Source organism: Nocardia transvalensis (assembly GCF_015477765.1).
Classification (GTDB): domain Bacteria; phylum Actinomycetota; class Actinomycetes; order Mycobacteriales; family Mycobacteriaceae; genus Nocardia; species Nocardia transvalensis_A.
In genome coordinates this window covers 294161-314576 of the sequence record NZ_JADLQQ010000008.1, presented here as the reverse complement: position 1 = coordinate 314576, position 20416 = coordinate 294161, and the positions used below count along the sequence as shown (strand labels likewise).

Here is a 20416-nt window from a genome sequence, read left to right as displayed (position 1 = left end):
TCGATTGCGATGAAACCACTCGACGACGGCGGGACGCCGATACCGACTTCGCTGCTCACCGTGTTGCTTTCGTGGCGCTCGGAGCATGCGGTGGATGCGCACGCCGTGCTGCTGTCGGATTCCGGCCGGGTGCGCACCGAACGCGACGTGGTGTTCTTCAACGCCCCGCGGCACCCGTCGCAGGCGGTGACGCTGGATCAGGAGCCCGAACCGCGCACCGCGCGGCTGTCGGTGTCGCTGCCGCGCACGGAGGCGGACGTGGCGCGCCTGGTCGTCGCGGGATCGGTCCGAGACGCGACCTGGGACGAGGTGGTGTATCCGACTCTCACCGTCCTGGATGCCGAGGGACCGGTGGCGCGCTGCGACATCATGACCGCACCGGGACAGCGGGCGATGGTGTTCGCCGAGTTCCGCAGGCGCGACGGCCGTTGGTGGTTTCACGCCGTCCCCCGGGGTTATGCGGACACGGCGGAGTTGTTCACCGCCTTCGGCGTGCCGGTCGGCGAACCGGAACCGGGCCGTCGGCGAGTTTCGCTGCGGCGCAGTGATATCGGCATATCCCAACCCGATAAGCCCGCTCTCCCACCGGATCCGCAGGTGCCCGACTGGCATCCCGACCCGGCCGACGACACGGTCCTGCGCTGGTGGGACGGCAGCGACTGGACGGAGGCGAGAACCCCACGCCTGCCCGAGGATTCGCGAATCTGCATCCGCTGCGGACGCCGCCGCGGCTGGCGGATACTCGGCGCGCCCGGGCCGTGCCGGGCCTGCGCGGGCGAGATCGAAGAGTATCTGGACGGGTGGCGGGCCCGCGCCTGGCGAGTGCTCACCTCCGGCGGTCCGCACGGCGCGCACTGGGAGGACCTGTGGACCGCCCTGCGCTACCGGCGCATCGACGCCGACACCGGCCGCGCCGCCCTGCGCGGTCCGGGCCTGGCGTATGTGGAACGGCTGGCCGCCTTCGCCGTCGCCGACGCGGAGATCAGTCAGGACGAACTCGACGATTTCGAGACCACCGTGGCCGCGCTGGCATTGACCGGCCCGCTGGTAGAGGACCTGAGGCGGCGCCTGCACCGCGGCCGCACCCTGTCGCGCCTGCGCGCGGGCGAACTCCCGGCCGTCCGCGCGCCCGGGCTGCACCTAGACCCCGACGAGACCGTGCACCTGGACATCGCGGCCACCCGGATCCGGCAGTTGGCCCGCGGGCCCAAGGCCACCGAGGGGCGGTTGATCTGTTCCACGAAGAAGCTGCGCTTCGTCGGACCCGAGGCGGGTATCGAATTGCCGTGGTCGCGCATTGTTTCGGTGACCGTCGCCGACGAGACGGTCACGATCGCGGCCACCTCCGCGCGCGGCGGAGCCGAATTCGAGGTCGACGACCCGGACCTGGTCGCCGCCGTGCTGGAAGGGGCGCTGCGCGTGGCCAAACGTCTCGCGCTGGCACCCGGCCGCCGGGATCGGCGGTCGATACCGCCGGAGATCAAGGCGCAGGTGTGGCAGCGCGACGGCGGCCGCTGCGTGGACTGCGGCGCCACTCACTATCTGGAGTTCGACCACATCATCCCGCTCAGCCGCGGCGGCGCGACCAGTGCGGCGAATCTGCAGATTCTCTGCCGCTCCTGTAATCGCACCAAAGGCGCGCGGATCTGAGCCGGGGCGGTCGCGGCGCGGCCGACCCGCTCGGCGAACGGCTCCGGACCGCCTCCCCGGCGTCGGCGGGCCGACGTGTGCGCGCCGACCGAGGCGGCCGTCACATGCCGCGGCCGCTTCGGGCAGGCGTCGATACCGGTCCGGCTGCCGATAATCGCTCATCGGGCGGGCCCAGTGCGACGGCGTGCCGTGAGGACCGGGACTCTGCGGGCGACTTCCCAGCGCGCAGCGGGTTGATCGAGTGGGAGGCGCACCGCACTGTGCGAATCCACATCCGACACGTGCGCCATTGCACGTGCCTGCCGCGCGGGAAGCCGTCGTGACCGGTCCGAGGTGCCGAAGTCGGTGTTCTCGGCATCACCGTCTCGACTGCTTACCCGCTATCCGGATTTACTCCTATCCGGCCCTGAAACATGCGAAGCGGACATCGTGCTGCGATCTACGCCACCCCCCGAGTCCCACGCCCGAGACGGTCAGCGACGCGCGGTCAGCTGGCCAGGGCCTCGGAGGTCGCGGAACGGATTGCGGCCGTGACCGTTTCGGGTTCCTCGAGCATCACCAGGTGACCGCAGTCGGGGAGCACGATCGACCGCACGGGGTTCAGGGCGGCGTTGAGTCGAATGCCCGCCGCCGGGGACAGGATGCGGTTCTTCGCACCCCAGATGGTGGTGATCGGCGGGAAGGTGGGGCCCGGGCGGAAGGTGTCCAAGGCCGCCAGGCGCGGCAGATCGCGGGCGATGGCGGCGGGTGGCAGCAGTCGGCGCGGCTGCGCCCAGCGACCCTGCAGTGCGGCGAGCGACCCCGGGTCCAGCTGCCGTCCCCGCGGGCCGAGTTGCTCCCGCACCAGCATCCGACCCACCAGCACCGGCAACCGGACCGCACCGGCCAGCCCGTCCAGCCGCACGTGACCGGCCGCGCGGGCGGTCCATCCCGTCGGCGTGCGGCGCAGCGTGGCGGCGGTGAGCGGGCTGCTCAGCACGAGGGCCCGCACATTCTGCGGATTGCGCTGGGCGTAGAGCAGCGATAGGGCGCTGCCGAAGCAGTGCCCGACCAGCGTGACCCGGCGCAGCCCCTGCGCGGCGACGAACTCCGATACCAGCCGCAGATAGTTGTCGACGGTGTAGCCGGATTCGGGAGTGCCCGAGTCGCCGTAACCGAGCAGGTCCATCGCGTACACGCGGTGCGTACCCTGCAGCGCGCGGAACTGAGCAGACCAGATGCTGCGGTCGCCGCCGATATTGTGCAGGAACACGATCGGATCGCCCGAGCCGGCGTGCTCGTAGACGACCGGCACACCATGGAAATCGAACACCGGCATCGGGCGCACTCCTCGTTGAGTAGCGGTGCTGCACTGCATCTCCGGCCGTAAGGGCGGCCGTCAGTGCCGTACCCTCTGCCCGGTAACACCATCCATGATAGCCGGTACCGGGTGTAACAGGATGCGTTCGTCGATGCCGCGCCCGGTCAGGACGCGATGGTGCGGCTGCCGGCGCCCGCGCGCAGCCAGGTGAGCAGCTCGGCCATGCCGGTATCCCGGTCCACGATCGGCCGGTATCCGAAATCCCGGGCGGCGGCCGAGGTGTCGTAGGTGGCGGTGCGGGTCATCACCGCCAGCGTGTAGCGCGACAACGGCGGCGACCAGTTCGCGGCGATGAACGGGATGCGCCGCAGTGTCTCGATACCCGCAACGAGGATGCGCACCACGCGCGGGTCCACGGTGCGCGAGGGCGGCCGATGGCCCAGTTCGGTCACCACCTCGGCGAGGAACTTCCACACGTCGGTCCGCTCGGCGTCCGCGACGAAATACGCTTTACCGCCGACATTGTCCGATGCGGCCGCCTTCAGGCAGGCGTCCACGACATTGTCGACGTGACACAGCGAGGCGTACACATCGCGACCGAACGACAGATCCGGCACGGTGCCCTCGGCGGCTCGGCTCAGCAGCCGCACGATGGGGCCCGAGCGGTCACCGGCACCCCAGATCGCCCGCGGCCGCAGCGCACAGGTGGTGAAATCCGGGGTGTTCGCGGCCAGGACGAGACGTTCGGCCGCGGCCTTGGTCTCGCAGTAATGGTTGAGATAGTGGCGCGGGTACGGCACCGATTCATCGATGTTCACCTGGTCACCGCCGTCGCGATCCATCAGCGCGCTCGGACTGGAGATGAACACGAACCGGGACGCGCCGCCGCGCCGGGACGCCGCCAGCAGTCGCTCGGTCGCGGTGACGTTCTCGGTCCAGAACTGGCCGCGGGTGCCGCGCTCGTCCACCCGCGCCGCGCTGTGGAACACCACATCCACCCCGTCGGCGGCACGCTCGAGCGACTTCGCGTCGGTGAGATCACCGATATGCACCCGCACCCGGTCGAGCACCGAGTCCAGGTCCCGCAGATTACTGCTGCGCCGCACCAGAATCGCGACCTCGTCCCGCCCCTCGTCGACCAGCCGCCGCACCAGCGCGCCGCCCAGAAATCCGGATGCCCCGGTCACCAGAACCTTCATCGCTCCTCCGTCTCCGGTTGTGTCCACCGCCAGGTCACTCCGAAAAGCTGGGTCATGGCGACGGTTTCGAGCCGTGGCCGCCCCGCGAGCCGATCGGCGGCCAGGGCGCTCGGGATCTGGGCGGCGTGCCCGACCGTGCTGAGCACGGCAACGACCCACCACGAGGCCCGCAGCAACCCACCGGCCGGAGCCCGGCCCAGGAGTGCCACAACCAACCCCGCCAGCACATACGCCCATCCGAGCAATGGAACCGACCGCAACGCAATGGTTTTCACCGCACCTCCTCCGACTTCACCCGGCGGGCCGCCCAGGCCGCCAGCCGTTCACGGCCGATCTTGGCGTTGTGCCGGATGTCGACCGGGAACCCGGGATGGAACAGAAACGCCGAAACCGGTGCGGCCACCTCGAATTCGCCCCGGCGGGCGCGCAGCGCGGCCTCGACCTCGGCCCGATCGGCGCCCGCCTCGAGCTCCACACACAGCACCGGCCGCTGCGCGTCGCGCGGCCCGACACCGACCAGCGCGGTCCGCGCCACCCCCGGCACGGTGTTGAACACCTGCTCCACCTGCACCGTGAACAGGGGCCCGCTCGCGGTGTGCACGCGCTGGCTCTTGCGGCCGCAGAACCAGACCCGGCCTTCTTCGTCGATCCGGGCCAGATCGCCGGTGCGATGCCAGATCACCTGGCCGTCGGAGATCTTGTTGAACAGATTGGCGCTGGCGGGCCACAAATAACGGGGGCTGACATTCGGCCCGGCCACCACCAGTTCGCCGACACCACCCGAGCTCGCCGACTCCTTCTCGCGCGCTTCGACTTCCGCCCACGTCGGCAACGGGTCGTCGGTGATCGGGATGAGGCGGGCACGCACGTCCAATGCCGGTCGGCCGACGCATACTCCCGCGCCGCGATGCGCCCGCCCGACCAGATCGCCCAGCAGTTCCCGCGATTCGATGGTGGCCATCGGCAGCGCCTCGGTCGCGCCGTACCCGGCGTAGACGCGGGCGTCCTCGGGCAGCACCCGGCGCAGTCCCGCGATGCACCAATCCGGTACGGGCGCACCACCGGAATAGATGCTCTGCAGCGTCGGCAGTGGCGTGGCGTGCTGCTCGAGGTGGCGCAGCAGCGGGATCAGCACCGCGGGCGAGGCGAACATCGTCCGGACGCCGAACCGGGTGACCGCATCCACGACATGGGCGGGATCGGTCGCACCGACCTTGGACGGAATCAGCGGCGGCAGCACACAGCGCGCGCCGAGCAGCAGTTCGAGAATGCCCGCGACCGGCGCGGTGATCAGCGAGGTGCCCGGCGCGATGTGCTCACGCGCGGCGTCCACCTGACCGACCATCGCGCTGATGTTTCCGTGCGTCAGCACCACCGCCTTGGCCGGGCCGGTGCTGCCGGTCGTATAGCCGATCAACAGCGGGTCCTCGTCGGGCGCGGGCTCGCGGGCCGGTACGGGCGCGGTGGGTTTGCGTCCCCAGTCGGCCAGGGTCGGCCCGCACCAGAACCATCGGCGGCCGACCGTCACCGCCACCCGCACCCGGCGGAAGGAGGTGCGAAACAGCAGCCGCACGGCCTGCGCCTCGGGCACCCCGACGAATGCCTCGGCATCGGCGGCTTGTAAGCAGCGCACCATCTTTCGCAGTCCCATCCCGGGATCGATCACCACCGGCACCGCACCGATCTTGAACAGGCCGTAGAGCACGACATACAGCTCCGGTCCGGGCCGGACCAGCACGATGGTTCGCGTCCCCCGCACGACTCCGGCCGCGGTGAACCGCTCGGCGACGGCGTCGGACCAGGCGTCGAGTTCGGCGTAAGTGAGATGGCGATAGTCGGGCAGCCCGGCCGCGGTCGTGCCGTCGGGGTAGATCACCGCCTCGCGGTCCGGATGTGCGGCCACGACGGCGCGGAAGCGATCCAGGGCGCGCCAGTAGGTCACGGCGGTCACCACCTCACCTCACTCGGGTTCGAAGGAACGGGAATACGAATATGCAAGGACATGCGGCCCCCTGAAATCGGTGCGGAATACGAGACGCGGTATCGGTGAGACTACCGCCGTATACCTGTCGCAGCATCGCCCGAGCCGTGCAAAGTCTTTGCGAACCAGCCGCATACGCGGAATGAGCAGCACCGAAGCGATTCCCGCGGAACCCCTACCACCCCTAGTCACCGCCTCCGTGTCACTCCCCACATGCGCGTCCCCTCGAAATTTGTGTCTGGGAATAACTTTCGGATCGCGGTAGATTATCTGTATCCGGCGGTACCGAAACCAGTTCGCCGAACCCCCTACTACCCCCTATTGGGGCTATGGGGGCCTATTCACGAAACCCGCGTGCCACCTTGCCTTTTCGCCCCGTCGCAGGGCGAAATCCATGATCACAAGCGCACACGCCGATCCGGCGACGTGCGGCTACCGCCTGGTAACGTCGGGCCCAGCATCGGGGCTACTGGACAACGACGGCCACCGGATTCGGACTTTCTTCCGAATGCCCTTCGCCGCACCAGAATTCGACCGAACTCGGAAAATCAATCCAGAGAGTAGGGGGCCATGCGTACACGTTTCGAATCGATCGGCGCGTACACACCCAGTACCGTCCGCTCCACGGAAGATGTGATTGCCAGTCTCTCCGTACCCAGGGCATTGGATCTCGAACGCATCACCGGAATAAAGAACAGGCACGTACACGACCGCGATCCCGATCATTACGAATCATCGTTCGAACTCGCGCTGTCGGCGATCGACGACTGCCTGCGGCACTCCGACTATCGTGCCGACGAACTGGACGTGGTGATCTCGGTATCCATCACACGCTTCCGCGGCCCGGATGTGCACTGTTACGCACCGGATTTCGCACTGATGCTGCGTAATGCGATCGGCGCCACCGGGGCACGGCACTTCGACCTGTCGAATGCCTGCGCCGGGATGATGAGCGGCGTGCTCGTGCTCGATCGCATGATCAAAGCGGGCGTGGTCCGCAACGGCCTGGTCGTCAGCGGCGAGCAGATCACGCCCATCGCCGACACGGCCGCCCGGGAGATCAGCCAGCCCTACGATCCGCAATTCGCGGCACTGACCGTCGGCGATGCGGCGGTCGCCGTCGTCGTCGACGACCGCGGCGACGACAATGACGAAATCCACTACATCGAGCTGATGACCACCTCCGCCGGCGCCGAGCACTGCCTCGGCATGCCCAGCGACAAGACCACCGGCATCGCCATGTACACCGACAACCGCGCCCTCGCCAGCGAATCGCGCTATATGCAGGCCATCTGGCGGATGGCGGACTTCCTCGACGCCACCGGGCGCACCTGGGAGAGCGAGAAGTACGACTACTGGATTCACCACCAGTTCTCCGGCCCGGCCATCGAATACATCAGCCAGCTCACCGAGCGGCACTTCAATACGCCGATGCCGCAGGCGCTCAACGTCCTCGAGGAATACGGCAACACCGCCTCCACCTCGCACTTCCTGGTGCTGCACGAACATCTGGCGCAGCAACGGATTCCGAAGGGATCCAAGGTGCTGCTGATACCCGAGGCCTCGGGTGTCATCTCCGGACATCTGGCCGCGACCATTTCCCGACTGGAGGCCTGAGAGCATGAGTACCGCGATCGTTTCCGCCGCCGTCTGCACCGACACCGACACCGGCAGCTATTTCGAGTTGGCCACCCGCGCCGGGCGCGCCTGCCTGCAGCAGGCGGGGGTCTCCCCCGATCGGGTCGGGATGGTGCTCAACGCCGGGGTCTTCCGCGACAGCAACATCTCCGAACCGGCCGTCGCGGCCCTGATCCAGAAGCGGCTGGAGGTGGGCCTGGAGTACCGGACCGGCCGGGTGCCCGCCTTCTCGCTGGACCTGATGAACGGCAGCACCGGGGTGGTGCATGCGCTGGTGACCGCCCAGTGCTTCCTCGCACCCGGTGAGGTCGAATACGCGGTGATCGTCGCGGGTGATACGCACCCGTCGACCAGCCGCGAGGTCGAGGACTTCCCCTACACCGCCACCGGCGCGGCGCTGCTGCTGCGCTCCACCACGGCTGCGGGCGGATTCGGCGACCTGCAGCAGACCCAGTCGACCGGCGCGGCCGAACCGACGGCCTGGGTGGACCTGGCCGTCGCGGGCACCGACGGCCGCTCCGCGCTGTCGGTGCGGACCGGCACCGGCGACCCGCTGGCGGCCGCGGCGGGGGTCGTGTCGGCCTGCCTCGACGCGGAGGGGCTCGACCGCAACGATTTCGCCACCGGCGCGGCCGTGCTGCTGGCGCCCGCGCCGGTGCCCGGATTCCGCGAGCGACTGGCCTACCATGTGGGACTGCCCTCGGTATCGGTCGCCGGAGTCGATCCCGCGCTCGGCGATCCCTATACCGCCGCGCCGGTGCACGCCTATCTGAGCGCGGCCGAGGGGGGCCTGCTCGACACCGCCCGCGCGGTGCTTTTCCTGGCCGCCGACGACAACGGTGCGGCCTGTGTGGCATATCGCCCACAACCTCTCGCGAAGGCCGGTAATATTGCCGACCTACATACCAAACAGGTTGACGTGTAGCATAATTCACGCGGCAGGCCGCCGCCGGCAGGTTGTGGGATGCGCCCCGGCGGCCGCCGAAAACCGTTGTGCACCGGCTGAATTCCCGGGCGTCACACGACGCTCACAGCTGCGACGATGCCGCTTCCCTGCTAGATCTGGCACCTCGAACGAGGCGCACCCCCTTCAGTCGGGCACATCCGATCGACGAAGGGACTGGAACATGCAGCGGTCGGTCGCTCGGGACCGAAGCCGGGCAGTATGTGTCACCGGTGAGAGCCTGATGGAGTTGTTGGGGGGCGCGGATCGGTCACGGCAGCGCGTCGCACATGCGATGGCGGTGCTGGGAATCGCATCCGGTGTCGATCCGGTCGCCACACTGTTGGCTGCCGAACCCGACGAAATACGTGGTGTGGTGGCCGAATTCACCGAAATCGGCGTGGCCGCACAGGGTCGGATCGCGCATCCGACCCTGGCCGCGCGAATACTGCGCGAGCTCCCCGACGAAGAACGTCGCGCACTACACGGGCGGGCGGCAGAAGTTCTGTACCGCAACGAATTTCCCGTTTCGGCGGTGGCGGCCCAGCTGATCGCCGCGGGCGAGGCCCGCACCTCGTGGGCGGCGCAGGTGCTGGTCGAGGCCGCGGACGAGGCGCTGATCAACGACGATATCGACGGCGCCGCACAGCGTTTGGAATTGGCCTATCGGGCCAGTCGGCGCGCCGGCGGCCGCGCCGCGATCGCGACCCGCCTGGTGTCGGTCGAGCGGCGCGTCAACCCGTCTACCCGTACGCGCAATTTCGGACGGCTCAAGGCCGCGCTCTACACCGGCCGGGTGCCCGAATCCGAGCTGCCCTCGGCGGTGCTGCACATGCTGTGGCACGGCCTGGTCCAGCACGCCGATCACGCCCTGGCCCGGCTCGACCGCGGCCCGGCCGGACAGTACTGCGTCGATCCCGCCGTCGATTTCCTGTGCGCCTGGCTGCGCTACACCCATCCCACCCATGTCGAGCGGCATCGCCGCCTGTTCGCCGCCCGCATCCCCGACGGCGGCCGCGCCCGCATCGACCGCGACTCCCCCTACCGGCAGTCCGCGGATCTGCTGGCCGCACAGTCGGTCCAGCATCCGCCCGCCGAGATCGCCGGGCTGGCCCAGCGCATCCTGACCGGCCATCGGCTCGCCTCGACCACCGTCGAGGCGCTGGTCGCCGCCGTCGACTGCCTCATACACACCGATCGGCTCGACACTGCCGAAGCCTGGTGTGCCTCGCTGCTTGCCGAGGCCGAGGCGCGCCGGGCGCCCGCGTGGCGGTCGATCTTCGCCGCCCTGCGTGCGGATACCTTGCTACGCAAGGGCAATCTGACCGGCGCGGTCGACGATGCGGTGCTGGCGCTCAATCTCATACCCGCCGAACATCTGGGTGTCTGGGTGGGGCGGCCGTTAGCGGTGTTGGTGAGGGCGCTGACGGCACAGGGCAAACACAGCGAGGCGGCGGCCCAGCTACGCCGACCGGTGCCGCGGGCGATGTTCGAAACCCGCTTCGCCTTACCCTATCTACACGCCTTCGGTCACCACTGTCTGGCCACCGGCCGCCCGGCCGAGGCGGTGCGGCACTTCCGGCAGTGCGGCAATCTGATGCGGCAGTGGAATCTGGATTTCGCGTGGCTGGTGCCCTGGCGCAACGATCTGGCCGCGGCCTACCTCGAACTCGGCGATCAGCGGAGGGCGCAGGCCCTGGCCACCATGCATCTGGAACTGATCGGCGGGCCCGACCGCCACCGCAGCGGCGGAGTATCGCTGCGCATCCTGGCGGCGACCGGTGACCCGCATCGGCGCGTACTGCTGCTGCGCCGGGCCGTCGCGGTGGCGCGCGCCGGTGGGGACGACCACGAATTGGCCACGGCCCTCACGGAATTGGGTCGTGCGCACCGCTGTATCGGGGATGCCGACAAGGCGCGGCCGCTGCTGCGCGAGGCGGTCCGGCTCGCCGAATCCTGCGGTTCCGCGGCACTCGCCCGCCGGTTGCGGGGCGATCGCACCCCGCCCCCGTCCCCGTCCACGCCGCAGCCGCGGGTTCGCCTGTCCCCCGGCAGTGTCGACGCCCTGAGCCCGGCCGAACGCCGCGTCGCGGAATTGGCCGCGCTGGGCAAACGCAACCGCGATATCGCCGACGCCCTCGCCATCACCACCAGCACGGTGGAACAGCATCTGACCAGGGTCTATCGCAAACTGTCGGTCGCCCGGCGCAGCGAGCTGCGGTTCGTGCTCACCGCCCGCGCGACCGCGGCAGCCGAAACGGCTGTGGGATAGCGCGTCCGGACGAGATCGCCGAAGGAGGGAGCGTTACCACGGACCAACGCAGTCACGCGAACAGATCAGCATCAGCGGTCGCGACCTCGGACGGGCGGCTTCGCCCGCGAATCGGAGGCCGGACTACGCGGAAAGGAACCGCATGGGTGTGTATGCCGCCGAAAGGCCGATCACGACAACCACTGCCGAACCGGGAGCTCCGCCACTGCCCGACGTCGATCCGTTCTACCGGCCGCCGCGGGCACTGGCACAGTACGAACCCGGCGCGCTGTTGCGCTCGCGGCCCGTCCAGGTGGCGCTGTTCGGATTGCTGCCGCTGCGGGTCACCGCCTGGCAGTTGCAGTTTCGCAGCAGCGATATGCACGGGCGACCCGAGGCCGCGATCACGACCGTACTGCTGCCCTGGCAGGCCGATCCGGCGCGACCGCTGATCTCCTATCAGTGCGCGATCGACGCCGTCGCCCCGGCCTGCCTTCCGTCGTATGCATTTCGCCGCGGCGCCCGGGCCTTCGGGGCGATCCCGCAATTCGAACTGCTGCTCGTCGCGAATGCGCTCGCCCGGGGCTGGGCGGTATCGGTGCCCGATCACGTCGGCTCCGACGGGCGGTTCGGCGCACCGCGCGAACCGGGATACCGGGCCCTGGACGGCATCCGGGCCGCCCTCACCTTTCTCGGGCGACCCCCCGGCACCCCGGTGGCGTTGTGCGGGTACTCCGGCGGCGGACTGGCCACGGTCTGGGCAGCCGAGACCGCCGCCGCCTACGCTCCCGAATTGCGCATCGTCGCGGCGGCGGCGGGTTCGCCGGTCGGCGATCTGGAGGCGACGTTCTTCCGGCTCAACGGCTCTCGTTACGGCGGCCTGGCCGCGCTGTGCCTGGCCGGTCTGCGGCGCGGATATCCCGACCTGGACTCCTGTCTACGCGACCACCTGGATGCCGCCTCGCTGGCGCTGCTGACCCGGGCCGAGACCAGCACCACCGTGGCACTCGTGCTGCGCGACAGTCGTTCCCGACTCGACGATCGCGATCGGGCCGCACTGGCGGTGGTTCGGACCCTCCCGGCAGTGCGGGCCGTCCTGGCCGACATCCAGCCCGGAGCCCACCCACCGGCCTTCCCGATGCTGGTCGTGCAGGCGGTACGCGACTCCGTCATCTCCGTCCGCAGTATCGACCGCCTGGTGGCCCGCTACCGGACGGCCGGCACGCCGGTGCGGTATCTGCGCGATCTGGTCGGCGGGCACGTGTCGCTGGGTGCGCTGGCGGCGCCGCTGCTGGCGGACTGGGTAGCCGACCGGCTCGAGGGCCGTCCGCTGCCGCCCGCCACCACGACCACGCAACTGTCGGTGGCCCTGTCACCGCGGGCACTGCGCGGCTACCTGCGGTTGGGCGGGGTGTTGCTGCGGATCCTGACCGGCCGCCCGATCCGCGCGCCGCAGGGCTGAACGACCGACGGGGCACAGGGCCGCCGGTGGTCGAACAGCTGCGCACAGTCGAGTCCGCGACCTACGATGACGCGATGGCCGACGATCAGCTGCTGACCAACCGGCAGAATTGGGACGCCCGCGCGCCCATTCACGCCGCCAGCCGCTTTTATCGCGATCGCGATCCGGGGTTCTGGTTCGCACCGTTCGAGTGGGATGTGCTCGGCGATGTGGGTGGCCGTGACATGGTCCATCTGCAGTGTCATTTGGGCACCGGGACAATCGAATTGGCCCGCCGCGGCGCCCGAGTGGTCGGGTTGGACTTCTCCGCGGAGTCGATCCGGCTGGCCCGCGAAACATCCGGCAACGCGGTGGAATACGTGTGCGCCGACGTGTACGACGCCGCAACGGTCTTGGCGCCCAGCAGTTTCGACATCGTCTACACCGGCAAGGGGGCGCTCTGCTACCTGCCCGATCTGTCGCGCTGGGCGCGCGTGGTCGCCGATCTGCTGCGTCCCGGCGGACTGCTCTACCTCGTGGAGTTCCATCCGCTGCTGCACTCCCTCGGGCCCACACCCCCATCAGGGGTGGACCCGAAACAGCTTGTCCTGCACGATGATTACCTGGAGGGCCGCGGGCCGCTGCGCCGCGACAGCGACCACACCTACACCGACGGACCGCCGCTGACCACCGCCACCACCGTCTACGAATGGCGGCACGGCCTCGGCGAGGTCGTCACCGCACTGCTCGGCGCCGGTCTTCGTATCACCGCCCTCACCGAAACCGACCTGCTGCCATGGCCGCGCTGGCCGCAGATGATCCCCACCGCGGGCGACTGGTGGCAACTACCGCCGGAAGAGCCCCGCCTGCCGCTGCTGTACGGGCTGGCCGCCGTCGCACCCGGATGACCGGACTTGACCTCGAGCCTCCTCGAGGTTTCAGAATGCGGGCATGACGACCTGGATTTGCGATAGGTGTGGACTCGAACACCCGGATTCCGATGTGCCGCCGCAGCAATGCATCCTCGCCACCGATTCCGGCGACGAGGAGCGGGGCGACCTCGGCCCGCACGGGCAGTGGACGACGCACGAGGAGTTGGCCCGCCAACCGCATACGATCAGCTACCGCGAGCACGGGCGCGGCGTCCACAGCCTGCGCCGGGAACCGCGGTTCGCGATCGGGCACTGGTCGTTCGTGGTGCAGACCCCGCAGGGCAATCTGCTGTGGGATCCGCCCGCCGCGCTCGACGAGCAGGCCGTCGGCATGGTGCGGGCGCTCGGCGAGGTGGCGGCGATCGCGACCAGTCATCCGCACATGTTCGCCGCGCAGGTCAGCTGGAGCCATGCCTTCGGCCGCGTGCCCGTGCTGGTGAACGAGCTGGACAAGCAGTGGGTGCCGCGACCGGACCCGGTCATCCGGTTCTGGACCGACCACGCCGAACCGCTGCCCGGCCTCGAACTCATCCATCTCGGCGGCCATATGCGCGGCAGCTGTGTGGCCCGCACGCCCGACGGCACGCTGCTCAGCGGCGACACCATCGCCGGGGCTCTCACTCCCGACTGGGTGTCGTTCCAGCGCAACTACCCGAGGCATGTGCCGCTGTCGGCCGCGGCGGTGCGCCGCATCGTCGACGGCCTGGAGCCCTACGAATTCGACCGGCTCTACACCCTCGGCGGCGACACCATCGACCAGAACGCCAAACAGATCGTGCGCGCCGCGGCCACCCGGCACATCCGGTGGGTCAGCGGGGAGTTCGACCATCTGATCTGAGGGTTTCTGCCTATTTGCTGATTTAACTCTCGACGACTCCTCTATGACCTCCGCCATACCAAGAACGTCCTGGGAAGCGGCGATTTATGGCAGTTGTTACAGTCCGAATGCGGGGGGTTCGCTAATGCTGCCGACGAGGAGTCATCATGCGGGAATTCGGCCTGCCGGCCCTGTTCCACGTGCCGGCGGACGGCAATCTCGCCGATCTCGTGTACCGCAATGCCGAGCGTCATCCGGATACCGCGGTGATCAGCCGCAAGGTCGACGGGCAGTGGCAGGACCTGACGGCGACGGAGTTCCTGGCCGAGGTCCAGGCCGTCGCGAAGGGGTTCATCGCCGCCGGTGTCGGGCCCGGCGACCGGGTGGCGATCATGTCGCGCACCCGCTACGAGTGGACCCTGCTGGACTTCGCGATCTGGTGTGCGGGCGCGGTGACGGTGCCGGTGTACGAGACCTCCTCCGCCGATCAGGTGCGGTGGATCCTCGGTGACTCGGGTGCCGTGGCCGTGGTCACAGAGACCGACCAGCACGCGGCCGTGGTCGACGGGCTCCGCGACGAACTGCCCGCGCTGAGCGATGCCTGGCAGATCGAGGCCGGCGCCCTCGCCGACCTGGCGGATGCGGGCGCCCGGATCGACGACGCGACGCTGCTCGAGCGGCGGTCGGTGGCCACAGCCGACTCGATCGCCACCGTCGTCTACACCTCGGGCACCACCGGCCGGCCCAAGGGCTGTGAGCTGACGCACGCCAACTTCCTCGCCGAAATGGGCAACATCATCGCCCGGTTGGCGCCGCTGTTCCGCACCGGCGAGGCCTCGGTGCTGCTGTTCCTGCCGCTGTCGCATGTGCTCGGGCGGATCGCCGAGATCGGGGCGGCCCTGGCCCCGATCAAGATCGGACATGTCGGCGACGTCAAGAACGTCACCGCCGAACTCGGATCCTTCCGGCCGACGCTGATCCTCGGTGTGCCAAGGATTTTCGAGAAGGTGTACAACACCGCGAGTGCCGCGGCCCGCAGCGACGGCAAGGGCCGGATCTTCGATCGGGCCGCCGATACCGCGATCGCGTACAGCCGCGCCCTCGACGACGGCCGCGTGCCGCTGTCGCTGCGCATCCGGCATCGGATCTTCGACCGTCTGGTGTATCGGCGGTTGCGCGGCGCGCTCGGCGGCCGGGCCACCCATGCGATCTCCGGCGGCGCACCGCTCGGTGAGCGGCTCGGGCATTTCTATCGCGGCATCGGTTTCACCGTGCTCGAGGGGTACGGCCTGACCGAAACCTGTGCTGCCGCAACGTTCAATCCCTACGACAAGACCAAGATCGGCACGGTCGGACAACCGCTGCCCGGGTCCGCCATCCGGATCGCCGACGACGGTGAGGTGTGGCTCGCCGGCCCGAATGTGTCGAATCGCTACTGGCACAACCCCTTGGCGACCGCCGATGCCTTCCACGACGGCTGGTTCGCCACCGGCGACGTCGGCACCCTCGACGAGGACGGCTATCTCACCATCACCGGCCGCAAGAAGGAGATCATCGTCACCGCGGGCGGAAAGAACGTTGCCCCGGCCGTCATCGAGGATCGCATCCGGGCGCATGCCATCGTGGGCGAGGTCTTCGTCGTCGGCGACGGGCGCCCATACGTGGCGTGCCTGGTGACCGTCGACGGGGAGTACTTCCCGACCTGGAAGCGCCTGCACGGCAAGCCTGTCGACGCCACCGTCGCCGACCTCGCCGACGATGCCGACCTGCTGGCCGCTCTGCAGGCCGCGGTCGACGACGGCAATCAGGCCGTCTCCCAGGCCGAGGCGGTGAAGAAGTTCCGGCTGCTCGATGCGGAGCTCAGCGAGGCCAGCGGACACCTCACGCCCTCGTTGAAGCTCAAGCGCGACATCGTCGCCAAGGATTTCGCCACGGAGATCGAGGCGCTGTACGCGCGCTGATTCGCCCTTCGACGGCGGCGGGCACTACCCCGCGATGCGGTGCCCGGCCTCGGTCAGCACGTCGGACGCCTCCTGCAGCCGCTGCTCCGGCACCAGCACCAGATCCGCGTGATACGTGGAGGCCACGAACACCGCGATCCCCGCCTCCGCCAACGGCCCCACCACCGCGGCCAGCCTCCCCACGGCCTCCAGTCCATAGGCGTCCGCCCCACCGTAGAACCCCACCCACCGCTGCCCGTCCTCCCACGGCGGCGCCTCCCGCACCACGGTCAGTCCCTCCGGCGCCCGCACCAGCGCGATCCACTCGTCATCCTCGGGAAATGTCGAGTTCGGCAGGTGCTCCACCACGAACCGCGACGGAACGGTATGCAGACGCTGGGCAGAAGTCATCCCGCAATGCTAGGAGCAGTCACCGACGGAAAGGCCCACCGCGTGACAGCCAGCCCGCGCCCCTGACGGCACTGCGGTGTGGGGGCGGGCGGGGCTCGAACCCGCGACCAACGGATTATGAGTACAACGCGTGAGAACACTGTTCTGAGCTGCGACTCATTTCGCTTCGGCCCGATATCGACATTCTGGAACCTCCAGCCCGGCTTGGCCTTTCCCGCAACGCATGTCTCGCCTGGCCTGATGCGCCGGGTAGCATGTGGTGACACGTCTGGAAGGGGGACATCATGTCGGCGACCAGTCACCCAGAGCAGGTCGATGATCCGCGCGCCCGCTGGCGCCGCCTGCCCGCCGAACCCGCCCGCTATGTCGAGGAAACCGATGTCGACGGGAGCTCGGCAAACTATACGGTGCCCGCCGTCGACCCGACCCAGGACTTCATCCGCCTCTACGGTTAGTGAGGACGCTGGGCGGCGATGAGGTGGCCGTGGCCGGATGCACCAGGCCATCGCAGATCGGACGATCGCGCACGCATTGCAGGCTTGCCCGAACCCGGCGCGGATTCTCGATGTCGGCTGTGGTACCGGTCTGTCGCTTCGACTGCTGGCCGCAAAACTCCCGGCGCACAACGCCTTACAGGAATCGATGCCGCGCCGACGATGGTCGAGGTGGCACGAGAACGCCGCGGCGACGTTTCGTACTGGTGGAGGGCATGTTTTCGATTCGTGCGGTATTCGCTGACGGTCAATCTGCCCTCTCCGAGGGAGTGGGTCGCCGGTGGCCGTGTCGGTGCCGAGCCGGTCCCGCCGACGAAACCGCCGATCAATGAAGGGTGTTGGGGAAGGTGCGGGCGACAGCACCCGAGTACGCCAGCCTCTAGGGAGCGGTTTTTCGGACGGGTTTCAAACGAAATCGCCCCGGAACGCCGAAGGCCCACAACAGAGGGCAGGAGTCCCTGGGGTGCCCAGGCGTCCACAGATCTCGACGAATTCGTTGTCCATGGCTGGTGGCCTCTCGGTTGCGTAATGTGCAACGGAACAGGTCTGTCCAGCATGGAGGAAACCGCAGATCATCGACAACACGAAACCGATTCAGCCGTAAAGTAATCCCGCCCATCCGGCCCCGTCGTCACGGTCGGTTGCGCGGCAATCGACTGGTACACCTCCGGCGGACAGTAGGCCCCCGAACAGTCCGAGAAGTCGAACAAGGCGGGGTTCTCCACCCACTTACCGAACACCCACAACCCGCAGGACAACACCAACAGCACCCCGAACACGATCACGTACTTTTTGAACCACACGCGCGTCATACTAGCCCGATACCGCCCCCCGTATGCCCGCACAGCGATCTTGAACGGCAACCTATACCCCCCCTATGCCCCGAACCACGTTCGGGGCTCCACGGGCCACACAGGCGGCACTTCTGCTGTGACACGACAGCGTTTACCTCAAGCCTTCCCGGATACCCACATCGACGTCTTGACATAAAGGGGAGCCATGACCGGACAGTGTCACCTGCGGGCGGCGAATCCGGTTCGCGCTCCGAATGCGTATTTCCGCTGTTCACGGGCAGTTCGCGGAGTTTGCACTTGGTTGCTCGTGGTGGCTGAGGTAGTGGGCCCAGTCGGTTTGTGCGTAGCGTGCCCATTTGGCGGCGGTGTTGGGAGCGATGCCCAGGATGTCGGCCGCGACGGTAGCCGGTAGGTCGGCCATGGCGGTGATCATGGCGGTGTTGCGGGCAACTCGCAGCGGAAGGCCGTGGCGGCGCATCAGATTGGCCAGTCCGTACGGGTTGCGCGGCCGTGACGGCGGGCGGCCGGGCAACAAATAGCGCGGGCTGATGCCTGCGGTACCGCGGGTCAGCGAGTCGGCGCCCGGGCGGAGGGCCAGGTCGTCCACGAGCTGGGCCAAGGAGGGCGGCAACAGGGTTCGGTGTCGGTCGAGGATGAGGTGGGCGCTGGTGTCGGTGCGGTGGAACTGGTCGATGGTGAGTTCCACGAGCTGGGTGAGGGGGACGGCGTAGAGCCGGACGAGGGCGCCGACGACGCGGACCTCGAGAGGCAGGGTCGGGTCTGTCAGACATCGGCGGAGCTGTTGCTGATGCTGGTCTCGAGTTTGAAAGTGTTGCGGCAGGCCGTGATCGGTGGTGGGGATTTCGATATCGGCGACTAGATGGCGATCGCGGAGCCAGCGCAGAAAGGCGACCAGTGTTTGGTGCTTGGTGCGGTGGGTGTCGAACCAGGCGTCGATGTGGTGCTGGGAGACGGCATTCAACGGGGTGTCGAGGGTTTCGAGCCAGTCGAGGAACTGGATCGCGGCCCGGATGCGGCCGCGATCGGCGCCGGCGGCCTTCTCTCGGTATGGGCCGCGGTCGGCTCGGCGGCGCGCGTCGCGGAAAATGCGCCACGGCCCGGTTCGCATGGCTCTGCGCCCGCGCCGCGGAGCGTGTCGCCAATAGGCAGGTTGACGACCGCTCGCAGGTGGACAACACTTCACGTCGTCTCGTCGGCGGGCAGGCGCTCCGCGGGCGTGATGGGCCGGGTGGATCGGGCGGGCAGGAACCAGGCAAGGGCGGCGGCGATGACACAGATGCCGGCGGAGATCCACAGCACCATGGTGTAGCCGCCCACCGTTGGTTGGCCGTTGCCGCTGACTCGAGCGGCCAGGATGGTGGCGGTGAGCGCGCTGCCCATGGAAAAGCCGGTGAAGCGGACCACCTGGTAGAAGCCCAAGGCGCTACCTGTCTCCCGGGCAGGGATCGCCTGCACGATCAAACCGGGAATCGCGGCGAAGGTGGTGCCCAGTCCCACTCCCAGGACACCCGACATGACGAAGGCCTGCCATAGGGCGCCATGGAAGACGGCGAAGAATCCGCAGCCCAGCGCGGCCACGAGGCAGCCCAGCGTCAGCACCGCCCGGATCCCTACGCGTGTCACCAAGGTTGGCAGGGTGCGGGAGCTGCTCAGCATGAAGAAGGACAGGGGAACTAGGACAAGGCCGGCCACGACGGCCGATGCGGAGAACCCGAATCCACCCGAGCGTGGGGATTGCACGAACTCCGTCACCCCCGAAAGCACCATGTACATCGCGACACCGAGCACCATGGCGCAGGCATCGGCGGAAAACACGGATGGATGGCGCAGCAGACGCAGCTGAACCAACGGGTTCTCGGCGCGCAGCTGCTGCACGGCCCACACCGCGAAGAGCACTACCCCGGCGGCCAATAGACCGATGATCGCTGGCGAACCCCAGCCCCACTCTGTCCCCTCTGCCACTGCCACCAGTGCGGTGACCAGCGCCAGTGCGAGCAGTACCGCCCCGACCCAGTCGAGCCGGTCAGGGGCGCCACGCCCCGCGCTCGACGGTACGACTGCGGCGACACCGATCAACGCGAAGCCGGACACGATCGCGCCGAACCAGTACGCACCCGCCAATCCCCACGCCTCGGCGAGCAATCCGCTGATCGGGTAACCGGCGCCGAGGCCGGCCCCCGCCGATACCGACAACAGCGCGATCATCGGCGCCACCTCGGCCTGAGGCAGTTCGTCGCGAGCGGTGGCCATCGCCAACGGCACCAGCCCGAGCCCGACGCCTTGTAGTCCGCGGCCGACGAGCAATATCGCCAAGCCGCCTGCCAGCGCAGCAACGACACCGCCCGCCGTGACCACGGCCAAGCCGCCGAGCAACGTCACTCGCCGTCGCGGGCCGTCGCCGAGCCGGCCCAGGACCGGGGAACTCACCGCGCCGACGAGCAGCGCCACCGTCAGCGACCACTGCGCCGTGCTCAGCGACTCATGAAAATCGCGAGCAACAGTGGGGATGAGCGGAGCACCGAACGAGCTGATGATGCTGGCGACCAGCGTGGCCAGCACCAGCACCGGCCCGATCAGCGCGCTGCGACGCCTCTCGGTCATCAC

Annotated in this window: 17 protein-coding genes; 9 read left to right on the top strand and 8 right to left on the bottom strand. The window is 68.7% G+C overall.

Annotated features, from left to right (window positions below):
• Nucleotides 1–9 precede the first annotated feature (9 nt).
• A complete protein-coding gene (locus IU452_RS25045; protein WP_195111585.1) occupies nt 10–1650 on the top strand; it encodes a TerD family protein in 1641 nt (546 codons plus the stop codon).
• 487 nt (nt 1651–2137) lie between these two features.
• Here IU452_RS25045 and IU452_RS25040 read toward each other — a convergent pair whose 3' ends face one another.
• From IU452_RS25040 to IU452_RS25025, 4 genes are all read right to left on the bottom strand, one after another.
• On the bottom strand, nt 2138–2968 hold the full coding sequence (locus IU452_RS25040; protein WP_195111584.1) for an alpha/beta fold hydrolase: 831 nt from the start codon (nt 2966–2968) through the stop codon (nt 2138–2140).
• A gap of 146 nt (nt 2969–3114) precedes the next feature.
• Nucleotides 3115–4149 carry an NAD-dependent epimerase/dehydratase family protein gene (locus IU452_RS25035; RefSeq protein ID WP_195111583.1) on the bottom strand — a complete coding sequence of 345 codons (1035 nt, stop codon included), beginning with the start codon at nt 4147–4149 and terminating at the stop codon, nt 3115–3117.
• The gene (locus IU452_RS25030; protein ID WP_324192805.1) at nt 4146–4424 is read right to left on the bottom strand and encodes a hypothetical protein; all 279 of its coding nucleotides are present in this window, start codon (nt 4422–4424) and stop codon (nt 4146–4148) included. Before IU452_RS25030 ends, IU452_RS25035 begins: the two co-directional genes overlap by 4 nt.
• Complete coding sequence (locus IU452_RS25025) at nt 4421–6100, bottom strand: fatty acid CoA ligase family protein (RefSeq protein WP_195111582.1); 1680 nt, start codon at nt 6098–6100, stop codon at nt 4421–4423. Before IU452_RS25025 ends, IU452_RS25030 begins: the two co-directional genes overlap by 4 nt.
• Before the next feature lie 600 nt (nt 6101–6700).
• Between IU452_RS25025 and IU452_RS25020 the strand changes: the two genes are divergently transcribed.
• The 7 genes from IU452_RS25020 to IU452_RS24990 all read left to right on the top strand — a co-directional run bounded on the left by IU452_RS25020 (nt 6701) and on the right by IU452_RS24990 (nt 16113).
• A complete protein-coding gene (locus IU452_RS25020) occupies nt 6701–7747 on the top strand; it encodes a 3-oxoacyl-ACP synthase III family protein (protein ID WP_195111581.1) in 1047 nt (348 codons plus the stop codon).
• Between the two features lie 4 nt (nt 7748–7751).
• Nucleotides 7752–8693 carry a hypothetical protein gene (locus tag IU452_RS25015; RefSeq protein ID WP_195111580.1) on the top strand — a complete coding sequence of 314 codons (942 nt, stop codon included), beginning with the start codon at nt 7752–7754 and terminating at the stop codon, nt 8691–8693.
• Nucleotides 8694–8955: 262 nt separating this feature from the next.
• Nucleotides 8956–10983, top strand: coding sequence for a LuxR family transcriptional regulator (locus IU452_RS25010; RefSeq protein ID WP_195111579.1), 2028 nt, complete (start codon nt 8956–8958; stop codon nt 10981–10983).
• Nucleotides 10984–11125: 142 nt separating this feature from the next.
• The gene (locus tag IU452_RS25005; protein ID WP_195111578.1) at nt 11126–12424 is read left to right on the top strand and encodes a lipase family protein; all 1299 of its coding nucleotides are present in this window, start codon (nt 11126–11128) and stop codon (nt 12422–12424) included.
• A 74-nt stretch (nt 12425–12498) separates the two neighbouring features.
• Nucleotides 12499–13311 carry a class I SAM-dependent methyltransferase gene (locus tag IU452_RS25000; RefSeq protein ID WP_195111577.1) on the top strand — a complete coding sequence of 271 codons (813 nt, stop codon included), beginning with the start codon at nt 12499–12501 and terminating at the stop codon, nt 13309–13311.
• A 43-nt stretch (nt 13312–13354) separates the two neighbouring features.
• Nucleotides 13355–14173: a hydrolase gene (locus tag IU452_RS24995; RefSeq protein WP_195111576.1), complete on the top strand. Its 819-nt coding sequence runs from the start codon at nt 13355–13357 to the stop codon at nt 14171–14173.
• 146 nt (nt 14174–14319) lie between these two features.
• Complete coding sequence (locus IU452_RS24990) at nt 14320–16113, top strand: AMP-dependent synthetase/ligase (RefSeq protein WP_195111575.1); 1794 nt, start codon at nt 14320–14322, stop codon at nt 16111–16113.
• 24 nt (nt 16114–16137) lie between these two features.
• Here the strand turns inward: IU452_RS24990 and IU452_RS24985 are convergent, their stop codons facing one another.
• Nucleotides 16138–16503, bottom strand: coding sequence for an ACT domain-containing protein (locus tag IU452_RS24985; RefSeq protein WP_195111574.1), 366 nt, complete (start codon nt 16501–16503; stop codon nt 16138–16140).
• A 284-nt stretch (nt 16504–16787) separates the two neighbouring features.
• Here IU452_RS24985 and IU452_RS24980 point away from each other — a divergent pair, with 284 nt between their 5' ends.
• The gene (locus tag IU452_RS24980; protein ID WP_195111573.1) at nt 16788–16958 is read left to right on the top strand and encodes a hypothetical protein; all 171 of its coding nucleotides are present in this window, start codon (nt 16788–16790) and stop codon (nt 16956–16958) included.
• 611 nt (nt 16959–17569) lie between these two features.
• Here the strand turns inward: IU452_RS24980 and IU452_RS24975 are convergent.
• The 3 genes from IU452_RS24975 to IU452_RS24965 form a co-directional block, all read right to left on the bottom strand.
• Nucleotides 17570–17809: a hypothetical protein gene (locus IU452_RS24975; protein ID WP_195111572.1), complete on the bottom strand. Its 240-nt coding sequence runs from the start codon at nt 17807–17809 to the stop codon at nt 17570–17572.
• A 253-nt stretch (nt 17810–18062) separates the two neighbouring features.
• Nucleotides 18063–18920 (bottom strand): hypothetical protein, encoded by an 858-nt coding sequence (locus IU452_RS24970; protein WP_195111571.1) that lies wholly within the window; start codon nt 18918–18920, stop codon nt 18063–18065.
• A 71-nt stretch (nt 18921–18991) separates the two neighbouring features.
• Nucleotides 18992–20413, bottom strand: coding sequence for an MFS transporter (locus IU452_RS24965; RefSeq protein WP_195111570.1), 1422 nt, complete (start codon nt 20411–20413; stop codon nt 18992–18994).
• Nucleotides 20414–20416 lie beyond the last annotated feature (3 nt).